The organism is Nucisporomicrobium flavum (assembly GCF_016464385.1).
In the GTDB taxonomy this organism is placed as follows: domain Bacteria; phylum Actinomycetota; class Actinomycetes; order Mycobacteriales; family Micromonosporaceae; genus Actinoplanes; species Actinoplanes flavus_A.
Genome location: NZ_JADMLH010000002.1, coordinates 722474 through 736445 on the forward strand (window position 1 = coordinate 722474; position 13972 = coordinate 736445).

Annotated in this window: 13 protein-coding genes; 1 reads left to right on the forward strand and 12 read right to left on the reverse strand. The window is 71.4% G+C overall.

Going from position 1 to position 13972, the window contains the following annotated elements; all coding sequences use genetic code 11:
- Positions 1–98: 98 nt before the first annotated feature.
- The 3 genes from IT780_RS07535 to IT780_RS07545 all read right to left on the reverse strand — a co-directional run bounded on the left by IT780_RS07535 (position 99) and on the right by IT780_RS07545 (position 2209).
- Positions 99–752, reverse strand: coding sequence for a fasciclin domain-containing protein (locus tag IT780_RS07535; protein ID WP_199510654.1), 654 nt, complete (start codon positions 750–752; stop codon positions 99–101).
- A gap of 107 nt (positions 753–859) precedes the next feature.
- On the reverse strand, positions 860–1474 hold the full coding sequence (locus IT780_RS07540; RefSeq protein ID WP_199510821.1) for an alpha-ketoglutarate-dependent dioxygenase AlkB: 615 nt from the start codon (positions 1472–1474) through the stop codon (positions 860–862).
- A 63-nt stretch (positions 1475–1537) separates the two neighbouring features.
- Positions 1538–2209, reverse strand: a complete 672-nt coding sequence (locus IT780_RS07545) for a phosphotransferase family protein (RefSeq protein WP_199510655.1) — start codon at positions 2207–2209, stop codon at positions 1538–1540.
- Between the two features lie 261 nt (positions 2210–2470).
- Here IT780_RS07545 and IT780_RS07550 point away from each other — a divergent pair, with 261 nt between their 5' ends.
- Entirely contained in the window at positions 2471–2890 is a 420-nt protein-coding gene (locus tag IT780_RS07550) for a GNAT family N-acetyltransferase (RefSeq protein ID WP_233412287.1), read from the forward strand.
- Between the two features lie 111 nt (positions 2891–3001).
- On the opposite strand, the gene IT780_RS07555 is transcribed toward IT780_RS07550, so the two are convergent.
- The 9 genes from IT780_RS07555 to IT780_RS07595 all read right to left on the reverse strand — a co-directional run bounded on the left by IT780_RS07555 (position 3002) and on the right by IT780_RS07595 (position 13876).
- Positions 3002–4042 (reverse strand): succinate dehydrogenase/fumarate reductase iron-sulfur subunit, encoded by a 1041-nt coding sequence (locus IT780_RS07555; RefSeq protein WP_199510656.1) that lies wholly within the window; start codon positions 4040–4042, stop codon positions 3002–3004.
- Positions 4042–5952 carry a fumarate reductase/succinate dehydrogenase flavoprotein subunit gene (locus tag IT780_RS07560; protein ID WP_199510657.1) on the reverse strand — a complete coding sequence of 637 codons (1911 nt, stop codon included), beginning with the start codon at positions 5950–5952 and terminating at the stop codon, positions 4042–4044. The genes IT780_RS07555 and IT780_RS07560 overlap by 1 nt, the downstream gene beginning before the upstream one ends.
- A 15-nt stretch (positions 5953–5967) precedes the next feature.
- On the reverse strand, positions 5968–6774 hold the full coding sequence (gene sdhC, locus IT780_RS07565; protein WP_199510658.1) for a succinate dehydrogenase subunit SdhC: 807 nt from the start codon (positions 6772–6774) through the stop codon (positions 5968–5970).
- Between the two features lie 221 nt (positions 6775–6995).
- Entirely contained in the window at positions 6996–7469 is a 474-nt protein-coding gene (locus tag IT780_RS07570; RefSeq protein ID WP_199510659.1) for a hypothetical protein, read from the reverse strand.
- A gap of 628 nt (positions 7470–8097) precedes the next feature.
- Positions 8098–9474, reverse strand: coding sequence for a TldD/PmbA family protein (locus tag IT780_RS07575; RefSeq protein ID WP_199510660.1), 1377 nt, complete (start codon positions 9472–9474; stop codon positions 8098–8100).
- Between the two features lie 8 nt (positions 9475–9482).
- Complete coding sequence (locus tag IT780_RS07580) at positions 9483–10919, reverse strand: TldD/PmbA family protein (protein WP_199510823.1); 1437 nt, start codon at positions 10917–10919, stop codon at positions 9483–9485.
- A 99-nt stretch (positions 10920–11018) separates the two neighbouring features.
- Positions 11019–11573: a Uma2 family endonuclease gene (locus IT780_RS07585; protein WP_199510661.1), complete on the reverse strand. Its 555-nt coding sequence runs from the start codon at positions 11571–11573 to the stop codon at positions 11019–11021.
- Between the two features lie 39 nt (positions 11574–11612).
- Entirely contained in the window at positions 11613–12131 is a 519-nt protein-coding gene (locus tag IT780_RS07590) for a Uma2 family endonuclease (RefSeq protein WP_199510662.1), read from the reverse strand.
- The gene (locus IT780_RS07595) at positions 12128–13876 is read right to left on the reverse strand and encodes a prolyl oligopeptidase family serine peptidase (RefSeq protein WP_233412289.1); all 1749 of its coding nucleotides are present in this window, start codon (positions 13874–13876) and stop codon (positions 12128–12130) included. Before IT780_RS07595 ends, IT780_RS07590 begins: the two co-directional genes overlap by 4 nt.
- Positions 13877–13972 lie beyond the last annotated feature (96 nt).

Genomic DNA, 13972 nt, shown 5'->3' on the forward strand with positions numbered 1-13972 from the left:
GGGGGCGCGGGGGGGGGCCCCCCCGGGGGGGGGGGGGGGGGCGGGGGCGGGGGGGGGGCCCCCCCCCCCGCCCCCCCCCACCACGAAGGAAGCGCTCGTTACGGCAGGTCGGAGGGGCGCAGCACCCGGTCGATGGCGTGCGCGATCTGCTTGTTGCCCTTGTTGATGTCGTACTTCACCACGCGCGGGTCGCGGTCCGAGCGGTCCGCGTCCACCAGGCGGATGTACCGGGGGCCGTACCAGCAGCGGGTGACGTCCACAGTGACCTTGCCGCCGCCGGCCGTGGTCAGCTTCGCGCCGTCGGACTTCAGGGCCGCCTTGCGGTCGATCGTCGCGCCCGGCACCACGTGGTAGAGCAGCACCGCCTCGACCGTGTCGATGCCCAGGCCCGCGACGGCCGTGAAGGCCTGCTTCTCGCTCGGCAGCTTGCGGCTGTTCGTGATGTCGGCGACGAGCTTCTGGAAGGCCGCGTCGGTCGGCACGAACGCGGTCAGCGCCACCTTGCCGTCGGTGAGCACCTTGACCGGGCTGGCGGGCTTGGCGTCCAGCACGGCGAGCACCGCGGCGGTGAGGACGTCGAAGTCGCGGCTGTTGCGGTCGAAGCCGCTCGTGTCCTTGGTCAGGACCGCGGCCAGCGACCGCGTGCCGGTCTTGCCGGAGGCGGAGGCGCCGGCGGCGCCCACCGCGGTGACCGCCAGCACGGCAGCGGTGGCGGTGGCGGCGGTACGAGCGAGCAGTCTTGCCACGTTCATCTGCGCACATCCTTCGTCGGTGAAGTCGTGGACCCGTGATCGGCGGGGTGCCGTCACCCGGGTCTTCGCTACGACCGGCCGGGATGGATGCAGCTTTCTCCAAGCTTCTACGCGACGTTGATCGGGCGGAACTGCACGCTCACCCGCGGGCCCACCGGCTTGGCCGTCTTCGGGATCGCGTGCTCCCATGTGCGCTGGCAGGAACCGCCCATCACGATCAGATCCCCGTGGCCCTGCGGGAACCGCAGCGTCTCCGCGCCGCCCGCCCGCGGCCGGAGCATCAGGTTGCGAGGCGAGCCGAACGACACGATCGCCACCATGGTGTCCTCGCGCGACGAGCGGCCCAGGGTGTCGCCGTGCCACGCGACGCTGTCACGGCCGTCACGATACAGGCACATGCCGGCGGTCACGAACGGCTCGCCCAGCTCGGCGCGGTAGTGGGCGGACAGGGCCTCGCGCGCCTCGGTGAGCGCCGGATGCGGCAGCTGCTCGTCGCGCCCGTACCAGCGCAGCAGCCGCGGGACATCGACCACCCCGTCGTACATCTGGCGGCGCTCGGCACGCCAGTCGACCTCGGTCAGCAGCGTCCGGAAGACGTCGTCGGAGCCGTGCACCCAGCCGGGCAGCACGTCCACCCACGCGCCGGCGGTCAACCGGTGCCGGACCAGGCGGCCGGGCAGCGGATCGACGGTCGGGCCGGCCCCGCCCATGAGGTCGAGCATCGACGGCTGATAAGCACCCACGGCGGCCACTCTACGCCGGCTTTAGAACTCGTGTACGACAGCTCAGGCCGCCAACGCCCGATCGAGCTCGGGGAGGACGGACTGCAGCCATCGCAACTCGCGGGCGTGGTGCTCCAGGACATCGGCGGCCTGCGAGGGCGTCACGGGCGCGTGCTGCACACGTCCGGCCGCGAGCACCCGGCACCGCTGCAGGGCGGGAAGGACGGCCGGTGGACCGGTCAGCCCGTACGCGTCCACGAACAGCCGGAGCCGGGCCGCGATGTCCGGTACGGGATCGAATCCCGCCTCCCGTAACTGCGCGGGCGGGGCCAACGGAACGAACTCCCATGCCGCCGCAGCGAGGTCCACCACGGGGTCGACCGGGCCGGCCGCATCCCAGTCGATGAACGCCACCGGCACACCACCCTGATAGACCGTGTTCCAGGGGCCGAGATCACCGTGCGAGACGATCTCCCCGACGCGAGGCGGGCAGGGGTGGAACCGGTACCCGGTGTCGGCCGGCCGGTAACCACGCGCGGCCTCGTGAAGCTGTCGGACCAGCCCCGCGGCCGCAACCAGGGCGGCCTCGGACCGGGCGAAGGGTGGCAGCCGATGCCCACGCCCGGGCTGCCACTGCGGATCGGCCGGCACGTCTCCTTCGAGGAACGTGAGAACCTCGCGGCTCCCATCAACGCCGAGGAACCGGGGCGCACCGGCGAATCCGGCGGCCTCCAAGTGCCGTAGATACTCATGAACGGCCCCGGACCACGAACCCATCGGCCGCAGGAGTTGCCCACCGCGGCGGACGATGCCCTGCGTCATCCTTCCCGCGGGAAGCGGAGTCTCCGCATGCACCCACCAAGTATGGGCGGGTTGGGATCGACCGCGGCTCACGCGCTTGTCCGTGGCCGGACGCCGCTCTGGCGTGCCGCTATCAGGCCTGGGGGCCGAACACCTACGAGCAGACGATCCTCGCCGACGACGGAGAATCCTTCCATGATCGTGCGAAGGGGCGGGGAGGCCGACATGGCGGCGCTCGCCGGACTACGTGACATCGGCGAGGGCGGGCTCGCGGCGTTCGCCGGCTGGGTGGCGGCCCATGCGGAGACGCACCTGCCGTTCGTCGCCGAGGTCGACGGGCAGGTGATCGGTGCGGCCTGGCTGCTCGTCGCCGAACGGGTGCCCGGTGGCGCGGCGACGAGCCGCTGGTACGGCGACATCCAGTCGGTCATGGTGCGTGAGGGGCACCGCAACCGCGGCGTCGGTGCCGCGCTGATGGCGGCGATCCTGAACGAGGCGAGGGCCCGCGGGCTGGAGCATGTGACTGTCCACTCGGGGCGTCGCGCGGTGGATTTCTACCTGCGGAACGGCTTCGGTCAGCACCGCCAGATGCTGATCTGGGAGCCAGGGGAGTAGGCGCGCCCGGGTGCCGCATGCCGCGAGTCGCCGACGGGGTGATGCGGTTGTCGGCGGGTGGATCCGTACCGGAAAAGGAGAGGGACCCGCCGGAAAGCGGGTCCCTCGCGATCAGTCCTTGCCCGGTTCGGGGTGGTTGTAGGTCACGTTGGGCAGCGGGAACTGCTGGTCGTCGCCGAAGGGCGACGGGCCACCCGGCCGTTCCGCGAGCAGCTCGGCGACGTCGAGCCTGCCGTCCGGGTTGAGCGCCGGCGCGGTGGGCAGCGGGGCGCCCGACTTGCCGAGCCCGGCCGCGACGCCCGTGACGCCTTCCGACGTGCTCGGCGCCATCGACTGCCCGGATCCGCCGGTGCTGTTGCCGTGCGAGCCGTGGCCGTGCGAGCCGTGGCCGTTGGAGTCGTCCAGCTGGTCGCGCCGGAAGATCTTGCGGCCGAGCCAGACCAGCGGGTCGTAGCGGCGGTCCACCACCCGTTCCTTCATCGGGATGATGGCGTTGTCCGTGATCTTGATGTGCTCCGGGCAGACCTCGGTGCAGCACTTGGTGATGTTGCAGTAGCCGAGGCCCTGGCTGGCCTGCGCGTACTCCTTGCGGTCCGTACGGTCGTCCAGCGGGTGCATGTCCAGCTCGGCCGCGCGGATGAAGAAGCGCGGGCCGCTGAACGCCTTCTTGTTCTCCTCGTGGTCACGCACGACGTGGCAGGTGTTCTGGCAGAGGAAGCACTCGATGCACTTGCGGAACTCCTGCGAGCGCTCGACGTCCACCTGCTTCATCCGGTAGTCGCCGGGCGCGACGCCCTTCGGCGGCGCGAACGCGGGCGTCTCGCGGGCCTTCTCGTAGTTGAAGGACACGTCGGTCACCAGGTCGCGGATCACCGGGAAGGTGCGCAGCGGCGTGATGGTGACGGTCTCGTTCTCCTCGAACGTCGACATCCGCGTCATGCAGCTCAGCCGCGGCTTGCCGTTGATCTCCATCGAGCAGGAGCCGCACTTGCCGGCCTTGCAGTTCCAGCGGCACGCCAGGTCCGGCGCCTCGGTGGCCTGCAGCCGGTGGATGGCGTCGAGCACGACCTCGCCCTCGTTGACCTCCACCTGGAAGTCGCGGATCTCGCCGCCGGACGAGTCGCCCCGCCAGATCCGGAAGTGGCGCTTCATCAGTTGGCCTCCGTCGTGATCGCGTCGAACTCGGCGAGCTCCTCATCGGTCAGGTACTTGCTGAGCTCACTGCGCTTGAAGAGCCCGAGGAGCTCGTCGCGCATCTTCGGCAGCGGCTTGCGCTCCAGATGCACGTCGCCCGCCTCGTCCAGCGAGCAGACCAGGTTCACCTTGCGCCACTCCGGGCTCATCTTCGGGAAGTCCTCGCGGGTGTGACCGCCGCGGGACTCCTCGCGCTCGAGCGCGGCCTTCGCCGTGCACTCCGAGACGACGAGCATGTTGCGCAGGTCCAGGGCCAGGTGCCAGCCCGGGTTGTACTGCCGGCCGCCGGCCGCGCCGACGTTCGCCACGCGCACCTTCAGCTCCTGCAGCCGCTTCAGCGCGTCGGTCAGCTCCGCCTCGCGGCGGATGATGCCGACCAGGTCACCCATGACGGCCTGCAGGTCCTGCTGCAACGTGTACGGGTTCTCGCCGTTCTCCCGGCTCAGCGGCGCGAGCGCGGTGTCGACCGCGGCCTCCACGTCCGCGGTGGCCACCTTCGGGCGCTTGGGCAGCGCGTCGGTGTACGCGGCCGCGTGCTCACCCGCGCGCTTGCCGAACACCAGCAGGTCGGACAGCGAGTTGCCGCCCAGCCGGTTGGAGCCGTGCATGCCGCCGGACACCTCGCCGGCCGCGAACAGGCCCTCGACGTGGCCGAACGCGGCACCCGAGTCGGGGTCCACCTCGACGCCGCCCATCACGTAGTGACAGGTCGGTCCGACCTCCATCGGCTCCTTGGTGATGTCGACGTCGGCCAGCTCCTTGAACTGGTGGTACATCGACGGGAGCCGCCGGGTGATCGTCTCGGCCGGCATGCGCGTGGAGACGTCGAGGAACACGCCGCCGGACTTCGTGCCGCGGCCGGCCTTGACCTCGCTGTTGATGGCGCGGGCCACCTCGTCGCGGGGCAGCAGCTCGGGCGGGCGCCGGTTGTTGTCCGGGTCGGTGTACCAGCGGTCCGCCTCCTCCTCGGTGTCGGCGTACTGGTGCCGGAACACGTCGGGGACGTAGTCGAACATGAACCGCTTGCCGTCGGAGTTGCGCAGCACACCACCGTCGCCGCGGACCGACTCGGTGACCAGGATGCCCTTGACGGACGGCGGCCAGACCATGCCGGTCGGGTGGAACTGCAGGAACTCCATGTTGATCAGCGTCGCCCCGGCGCGCAGCGCCAGCGCGTGCCCGTCACCGGTGTACTCCCAGGAGTTGGAGGTCACCTTGTACGACCGCCCGACGCCGCCGGTGGCCAGCACGACCGCGGGCGCCTCCAGCAGGATGAACTCGCCGGTCTCGCGGTAGTAGCCGAACGCGCCGGCGATGCGGTCGCCCTCGAGCAGCAGCTCCGTGATCGTCGTCTCGGCGAACACCCGGATCCGCGAGTCGTAGCTCCCGGTCTCGGCGAAGTCCTCCTGCTGCAGCGACACGATCTTCTGCTGCAGCGTACGGATCAGCTCCAGGCCCGTACGGTCGCCGACGTGCGCGAGGCGGGGGTACTCATGGCCGCCGAAGTTGCGCTGAGAGATCTTGCCGTCCTTCGTACGGTCGAACAGCGCCCCGTACGTCTCCAGCTCCCAGATCCGCTCCGGGGCCTCCTTGGCGTGCAGCTCCGCCATCCGGAAGTTGTTCAGGAACTTGCCGCCGCGCATGGTGTCACCGAAGTGCACCATCCAGTTGTCGCGGCTGTTCACGTTGCCCATCGCCGCCGCGGCGCCGCCCTCGGCCATGACCGTGTGCGCCTTGCCGAACAGCGACTTCGAGATGATCGCGGTCTTCTTGCCGGCCAGCCGGGCCTCGATGGCGGCCCGCAGCCCGGCGCCGCCCGCGCCGATGACGACGACGTCGTAGTGGTGTCGTTCGATTCGCGTAGTCATGTGTCTGGGGGCCCTCTAGTTGATGAAGCGCAGGTCGGAGAACCAGCCGGCCGACACCGCCATGACGTAGAAGTCGGTCAGGGCGAGCGTGCCGAGGGTGATCCAGGCGAGCTGCATGTGCTTTGCGTTCAACTTCGACACGAAGACCCAGAAGCGGTAGCGCACCGGGTGCTTGGAGAAGTGCTTCAGCCGCCCGGCGACGATGTGCCGGCACGAGTGGCAGGACACCGTGTACGCCCACAGCATCACCACGTTGATCACCAGCACGATGTTGCCCAGCCCGAACCCGAACTTCTCCCCGGACTGGAACGCCACGACCGCGTCCCAGGTGTTGATCACGGAGATGATCGCGGCGGCGTAGAACGCGTACCGGTGGACGTTCTGGAAGATCAGCGGGAACCGCGTCTCACCGGTGTACTTCTTGTGCCCGTCCGGCACGGCGCAGGCCGGCGGCGACAGCCAGAAGGCGCGGTAGTACGCCTTCCGGTAGTAGTAACAGGTGAGCCGGAAGAGCAAGAGGAACGGAAGGGTCAACGCGGCTTCCGGGATGAGCCAGAAGGACGGCAGCGGCGTGCCGAACTCCGCGGACCCCTCGACGCACCGGTCGGTGAGACAGGGCGAGTAGAACGGGGTCAGATAGTGATACTGGTCGACGTAGTACCACTTGTGCATGAACACGCGGACAGTGGCGTAGATCACCCACGCACTGAGCCCTACGAAGGTCACCAGCGGCGGAATCCACCACCGGTCCGTCCGCAACGTCCTCGCCGCGATGGCGGCGCGAGCACGCCCCGCATCCGGCCTCGTTGCCGTCGTCGTCATTGACTGCTCTCCCTGACAGTGCTGTTGGACCTGCTCTGCCGGCGGGCGCCCGTGAACGTGATTGCTCCGGGGATGCGCGTCCGCAATGTGTGGCACACGTTACAACGAAGGTCAGGTCGATGCCGCGTAAGGGAAGGCTTAGGGCCTGAGGTCCGTTTCCGGGCGGTGACCGGGCCTGCTCACGGGTGTGGCCCGGCCGGTGGCCGGGCCCGGCTTCCCGGTTACAGGTCGGGTGCGGCCAGGCGGCGGAGCGGTCCGGCGCAGGCTTCCGGGGAACTGCGGGCCAGCTCGTCGGCCACGGCCCGGCCGTCGCCGGTCCGGGGAGCGACGAAGAACGCGGGGGTACGCGACTTCGCCTGCGCATCCAACCCTTCGGCATACGCGGTACGCGCATCCACCAACTCTCGCCACCCGTCGGCGGCCCGGCGGTCCCGCACCTGCGTCACGTAGATCCGAGCGGCGGCATTCTCGTCCCGTACGGCCGTTGCCCGGGCCTGCGGCGACGTGGTGGCACCGGGCGGGGTGAGCCGGTTGAGGCGCTGCTCCAGCTCCAGGCAGGCGGCGTCGCGGAGGCTGCGGTCCTCATGGGCCTCGGCGGCATCGTCGCGCAGGTCGGCGACCGTCGAGAGGACGGCGAGCCCACCGGCGCAGAACGCGATGACGAGCAGGGCGGCACCGACCGAGATCCCCGCCACCAGCCAGCGACGGCGGCGACGTTTGCGGGCGTCGGTCTCGGGCCCGGCGGGCGAGAGGCGTGCGGCGCGGGTACGGCCGGGGGTCGCCTTCCCGGCGCGGAATCTGGGGGCAGTGGTGCCGGGCGGGGTGGTGGGCTGCTCTTGCGTGCTCGTGTCAGCTCCTGCGCCGGGCGCTGCTCCTGCGTTGGCTGCTGCTCCTGCGTTGGCTGCTGCTCGTGCGCCCGGCGTTGCTCCTGTGCCAGCTGGCGAGCTGGCGCCGGGCCGCGTGCCGGCCGTGGAACCGCCGCCCCGCCGCGGGCCGGCTTTCGAGCCGGTGCTGGTGTCCGGGGCTGCGGGTGAGGTCGCCTTGGCCGGGACTCCGCCGCCGCTCGGGACCGCTCCGGCGGCAGCTGCGCCGGCCGGTGGGCCCGTCGTCGGCTCGACGGCGTCGCCGGGCCCGGCTCCCTCGGCGTCCGGGTTCCGTCCCTGCTCATGCGGCGTGTCGCTCACGGCCCCAGTGAAACACGACAGTCAATACGCCGCCGCCGGCGGCACCCGCCCGCCCCGCGCCAGGCAAGCGCCCGCCCCGCCCCCGGCAAGCGCCCGCCCCGCCTCCGGCAAGCACCCGCCATTCGCGACCCCGTTCGCGTCAGCCCGACGCGTTGCCGGTCAGGTTCCAGGACGCCAGGTGCAGCGCCGGGGCCGTGTAGCGCACGCCTGACCAGCGGTCCGGCAGGGATACCGCTTCCGCGCCCACCCCGAGGACCGCGCCCGGCCCGAGTGCCTGCGGGTACGACTGGGTGAAGCGCAGGTTGCCCACCGCCGCGGTGACCTCGCCGTTCTCGACGAGCCAGACGCCGTTGCGGGTGAGGCCGGTGATGACGAGGCTCTTCTGGTCGAGCACGCGGGTGTACCAGAGGTCCGTGATGAGCAGGCCGCGGCGCATGCCGGCGACGAGAGCGCGGGCCGAGGAGGCGGTGGGGCCGGTGCTCGGTTCCGGTACGGCGTTGGCGATCGGTCCCGCCGCGAGGTGGAGGTTCGTGGCGATGGGGCCCCAGGAGCGGGAGGCCGCGGACGCGTGGCCCGTGGACGCCGCGCCCGCCTCGGCCGCGGAGGTGCGGTCGTGGCTGGCCGCGCGCGTGACGCCGTCCTCGACGAGGAGGAGCGCGGCGCGGGGCGTGCCTTCCATGTCGAACGGCAGCGTTGCGCCCAGCGGCTCGTCGGTGATGGTGATGCTGCGGTCGAACTGCTGGGCGCCCAGCTCGGCGAAGGACTGGTGCTGGGCGTACGCCTTGCCGTTGAAGCCGAAGGTCGCCAGGTTGTCGAGCAGGTCGGCCACCGCGGTGGGTTCGAGCACGACCTCGTAACGTCCCGGCGGCAGCTCGACGGGGGATGTGGCAGCGCGCGCCTTCGCGGCGGCCTGGGCGCCCAGGGTGGCGCCGTCGAGCTCGGCCAGGCGTCCCGCGGCGCGCCGGGCTACGCCGTCCGCCCCGGCGAGGCGGGCGATGCCGTCCATGGCGGCCTCGGCGGAGCGGCCGTGCACAGTGTGGCCGGCGGTGTTGGCGAAGGCGCCGGACGCGTACGCGGTGCGGCAGAATCCCGCGGTCTCCAGCCCTTCGGCGGCTTGCACGAAGTCGCGGACCCGGTTCGCTCGTTCCCGCGGTCCCGCCGCCGCGGTGGCTTCGTCGTACCCGGCGTCGGCCGGAAGCGGGGTGGGCGGGGTGAGGCCGGGCCACGTCGGGTCGGGCGGGGACAGCCGGGCCGCGGCGACCGTACGCTCGACCAGCGACCGCAGCCCGTCGGCGTCGGTGACGGTGGTGGAACCGGATGCCGTACGGCCGTCGAGGTGCAGGCGAAGGCTGACGGTCGTGGTGGCGTCGGCGACGTTCTGGTGGATCGCGGAGTTGGCGAACCGGGTCAGCGCCTCGGCCGAGTGCGCGGCGACGACTTCCGCCTCGGCGCCGGCCCCGGCGAGGCTCCGGGTCAGCTCCACGACCCGGCCGGCCAGGTCCACTTCGGACGTCATTGGCGTGCTCATCCCCGGACCCCCACCCGTACGTTCGTGAACCGTGCCGGCGCCGCGGGATGCCCGGTGTGGCCCACCTGGCCGGGCTGCCCCTTGCCGCAGTTGGGCGTGCCCCACGCGACCGTCTCCGAGGAGAGCATGTCCATCGACTGCCAGAACTTGGGCCCGATCCCCGTGTACGTCGGGTTGCGCAGCATCCGGCCGCGCTTGCCGTTCTTCACCTCGTACCCGATCTCGCAGCCGAATTGGAAGTTGAGCCGCCGGTCGTCGATGGACCAGGAGCGGTTGATGTCCATGAGGACGCCGTCGTCGGTGGCCGCGATGATCTCGTCGAGGGTGTGCGGCCCCGGCTCGAGGCCGACGTTGGTCATGCGCACCATCGGCAGCCGTGCCCAGCCGTCCGAGCGCACGCTGCCCGCATAGTCGAGGCCGGCCATCGCTGCCGAGTCGCGCCCGGCGAGCACGCCGACCCAGATGCCGTTGCGTACGGCGTCGCGCGGGGTCGCGGGCGAGCCCTCGTCGTCGTAGCCGAAGCTGCCCAGCGCGCCCGGGATCGTCGGGTCGATGGTGATGTTCATGAGCTCGGAGCCGTAGCGCAGCGTGCCGAGCCGGCTGAGGTCGAGCCAGGACGTGCCCGCGAACGCCGCCTCCCAGCCGAGAATGCGGTCGAGCTCGATCGCGTGGCCGACGGACTCGTGGATCTGCAGGGCGAGCTGCTCGCCGCCGAGGATCAGCGTGGTCTCACCGGAGGGGCACAGCGGCGCCGTCAGCAACGCCCGCGCCTCATCGGCCATCCGAGCGGCGTTGTCGGTCAGCGCCAGCTCGTCGACGAGCTCCCAGCCGCGCGTGCCGTACTGCCCGCGGTGCGACGGCCACGAGCGGCGCTGGATCTCGCCGTCGCCGTACGCGCTCGCGGTGATGCCGGCGCCGCACTCGCGGATGTGCTGGTCGATGCGGTGGCCGTCGCTGGACACGAACCACTTGCGGGTGTCCCAGATCTGGTAGATGCCCTCGGCGAGGTCCGCACCGGCGTCGCGGGCCGCGGCCGTCGCCGCGACCAGCAGATCGCCTTTCGTGGACAGCGGCACGGACAGCGGGTCGATCTCGCACGGGCTGGCCCAGCTGGCCGTCCCGGCGCCGGCCGGGACCAGGTCGATCGCCGGCCCGGGCACGAGAGCGCTGGCGGCGGCGATCTCGGCGGCCCGGCGCCCGGCCGCGCGGGCGGCGGCGTCGGACAGATCGGGTACGGCGTAGAAGCCCCAGCTGGAGCCGACCAGGGCCCGCACCCCCAGCCCGGCGCTCTCGTCGGAGCTGAGGTCCTCGACCTCGCCGTCCCGGGCGCTCATGGTCTCGGTGCGGCGCAGCATGACCCGGGCGTCGGCATAGCGGGCGCCCGCGTCGAGGGCTGCCTGGACCGCCGCACCGGCCTCGTCGAAGTGATCCACGCTCATGAACCAGACCCTAGGGGACGGGTACGACAAAGAAGGGCCCATCTCCCCGCGCGGGGAACCCCGGAAACGGTTCGTGGCTCGCGGCGGTGTGGTTCACCTGGGAGGCAGCAGCTCCGCGGTGGCGATCGCGGCCCTGACCGGCTCTTCCAGGTGAAGAACCTCGCCCCACGGCGTAACCGAGTGCTCGGCGTAATGCTGGCCCTTGAGCCGGTAGAGGTGCAGAGCGCCGGTTTCCTGCTCGACCAGCAGATACCAGGGGATCCCCGCTGCGGCGTAGTAGTGCATCTTCAGCACCTTGTCGGCGGAGGCGTTCGACGGCGAGACGATCTCGCACACGAGCAGCACGGCCTCCGCGTCAACGACGAGCTGATCGAAATCGATCGGTCTCGTGATGACGAGGTCGGGGATCGGGATGCGTCCGTGCTGAAGTCGCACATTCACGGCCTCCAGCACGAAGAGCCCTGCTTCGCGGGCCGCTCGCCTCAGCGCGAACGTCAGCTCAGAGGAGATGTGCTGGTGGCGGGGGGTGGGGGCGGGCGTCACGTACAGGCTCCCGTCGAAGAGTTCGACGCGCTCGCGAGTCTCACCGAGCGCGAAGAAGCGCTCCTCGGTCATCGGCAGTCCATCGCCGAAGATGGCGGACGTCATGAGCGCGATTCTTCCACGTGCCTGAGCTGACTGGCCACGTCAGAGGTTGAGGCCGGTGACGCGGACCAGTTGCATCACCGACTGCTCCACGTACCCCTGTGCCGTCAGCATGTTGCTGTGCAGCAGCCCTCGGTCCGGTTCCGCCACCAGATAGCAGGGAATTCCGGCCTGCGCGTACGCGTGCATCTTCAGCGTCCAGTCCACCGTCGCGCTCGCTGCCGACGTGATCTCGCAGACCAGGCGGACCGACTGCGCCTCCACCAGCGGGATGTCGGGGTCGATCGCGCCCGCGATGATGAGGTCCGGCACCGCGATGCGGCCCGGTGCGAGGCGGACCGGGACGCCGGTGATGACGTTCAGGTCGGAGCGGCCCGCGCGCAGCGCGTTGGCCAGCGCGTTGAGGATCATCTGGTGGCGGGGGGTGTCGCGGGGGCAGGTGAGGACGTTGCCGTCCCAGAGTTCGGAGATGGCCGAGGTCTCGCCGAGCCGGAGGTAGTCGACCTCGGTGGTCGGCAGGGCTTCCATGGGCAGGCTGCGGCCGATCAGCGCTGACGTCATGCACACTCCCCGATTACGAACTGCACTTCTTCTGACAGACCCCCGGAGGGGGAGATCAACAGAGCCCTCGGGTACGGCGGCGCCGCGGCGTGGTGTTCGTACACGTCCGGGTTGTCGGCCTGGCTGCCCAGATAGCGTTCCGCGAACGGCGGCGCCAGGAGCGTCCAGTCGGTGATCGGGTCCCGCGCGACGCCGCAGCGGAAGATGTCCGCGCGCCGTTGCACCGCGAGGGCCGCGAGCCATCCGCCGAGGCCGGTGCCGCGGACCGCCACCCGGTCCAGGTCCAGGTCGGGGTGTTTGCCGGTGAGGGCGTGCAGGGCGTCGACCTGGTCGGTCAGGCTGACGTCGGCGAGCCTGCGGTACACCGCCTTCTCGAAGCTGGGCGCCACTCCGGGCGTACCCCTGGTGTCGACGCTGACCACCGCGAAGCCGGCGTCCGCCCACCATTGCCTTTCCTGCCACCGGGCCGCGTCCTGCACCACCTGCTGATGTCCGGGACCGTCGCCGAACTCCACCAGCACCGGAAGGCGCGTGCCCGTGACGTGACCGTCGGGGTAGAGGACCGCGGCCGGCAGCCGGCGGTCGGTCACCCTTTCAAAAACCGGGTTCGGAGCGTACGGGAGCAGCGCCGCGTCCGACGGCAACGGGACTGCGGCGGTGCCCCGGTGCACCGTCGAGTCGATGACGAGGACGTCGCCGCCCACCTCGGCGGTGTGCCAGCCCGGCTGGTCGGTGAGCGGCCGGGCCTTCCCGCCGCCGCTGCCCAGCGCTGTGCGCACGGCGTACACGTGTTGTTCCGAAGGTTCTCCCTCGGTGCCCTCGACGATCAGTTCCTGGGTGTCGGCGAGCACGCCCACCACGCGGCGCACGTAGAGGCCGGGCGGGGTGAGCAGGCTGCCGTCGGCGAACAGGCAGCGGGCGTCGAATCCGTCGTGGGCGAGTTCGCCGCCGACGAGGACGCGGCTGTCCGGCAGCAGCAACGGGGTGCCCGGCACCGGCTCCACCCAGCGCGCGTCCGCGAGTTCCGCGTGCACCTGGGTCTCTCCCGTACGCGGGTCGACCGACAGCACCAGCCCGTGCTGCTGGCTGCGGCGGAGCACCGCGATGAGGGCGTTCCCGGCGCCGGTCCAGCGCACGTCGACCAGGTACGGGTACGTCTCCCGGTCCCAGTGCACGTCGACCCAGCCGCCGTACAGGTCGAGCAGGTGCAGGCTGATCGACCCGGCGCTGCGTACGGCGAGGATCTGGGTGCCGTCGGGTGACCACCACCATCCGCGGGTGCGCCCGAACTCGGCCGCCACCGGTTCCGGCACGCCCCAGGACACGCCGGTGCCCGGCTCCCCGGCGAGCAACTGGTCGGTGCCGCCCTCGTCGATGACCCGCAGGGTGCCGTCCGGTGTGGTGTAGCCGACGGCGCGCCCGGTCGGGTCCGGCCGTGGCTCGACGACGGTTGCCGCCGCGGACAGTGCCGGGCCGGAGCTGCACAGCCGTCCGTCACGGGCCCACGTGAGGACGCTCAGGTCGGACGAACCGGCGTACGAGCTGATCGGCCCGTCCGCCACCTTGGTCACCGTTCCGGACGCCACCGCGAGGACCCACAGCGCCGCCGCGGGGTCGTACGGCCCCGCGGAGCGCAGGAACGCCACTCGGGCGCCGTCCCCGCCGACCGTCACGGCGTGGGGTGCGCCGAAGCGGAACCGGCCGGTCCGACCGGCGAGTTCGGGATACTCCACGCCGACCAGCATCGCTGATGGGAGCCCCTCCGCGCGGGTCAAACAGCAGACGAACCGGCGCGGCGGGGCGCGCGTAAAGTGGCGCGGGTGACGAACGCCCTGCCCGCA

Bases quoted from the DNA above. Each gene is read 5' to 3' on its own strand.
- IT780_RS07535 (WP_199510654.1), bottom strand. From the start codon at position 752: ATGAACGTGGCAAGACTGCTCGCTCGTACCGCCGCCACCGCCACCGCT.
- IT780_RS07540 (WP_199510821.1), bottom strand. From the start codon at position 1,474: ATGCTCGACCTCATGGGCGGGGCCGGCCCGACCGTCGATCCGCTGCCC.
- IT780_RS07550 (WP_233412287.1), top strand. From the start codon at position 2,471: ATGATCGTGCGAAGGGGCGGGGAGGCCGACATGGCGGCGCTCGCCGGA.
- IT780_RS07555 (WP_199510656.1), bottom strand. From the start codon at position 4,042: ATGAAGCGCCACTTCCGGATCTGGCGGGGCGACTCGTCCGGCGGCGAG.
- IT780_RS07560 (WP_199510657.1), bottom strand. From the start codon at position 5,952: ATGACTACGCGAATCGAACGACACCACTACGACGTCGTCGTCATCGGC.
- sdhC (WP_199510658.1), bottom strand. From the start codon at position 6,774: ATGACGACGACGGCAACGAGGCCGGATGCGGGGCGTGCTCGCGCCGCC.
- IT780_RS07575 (WP_199510660.1), bottom strand. From the start codon at position 9,474: ATGACGTCCGAAGTGGACCTGGCCGGCCGGGTCGTGGAGCTGACCCGG.
- IT780_RS07585 (WP_199510661.1), bottom strand. From the start codon at position 11,573: ATGACGTCCGCCATCTTCGGCGATGGACTGCCGATGACCGAGGAGCGC.
- IT780_RS07590 (WP_199510662.1), bottom strand. From the start codon at position 12,131: ATGACGTCAGCGCTGATCGGCCGCAGCCTGCCCATGGAAGCCCTGCCG.
- IT780_RS07595 (WP_233412289.1), bottom strand. From the start codon at position 13,876: ATGCTGGTCGGCGTGGAGTATCCCGAACTCGCCGGTCGGACCGGCCGG.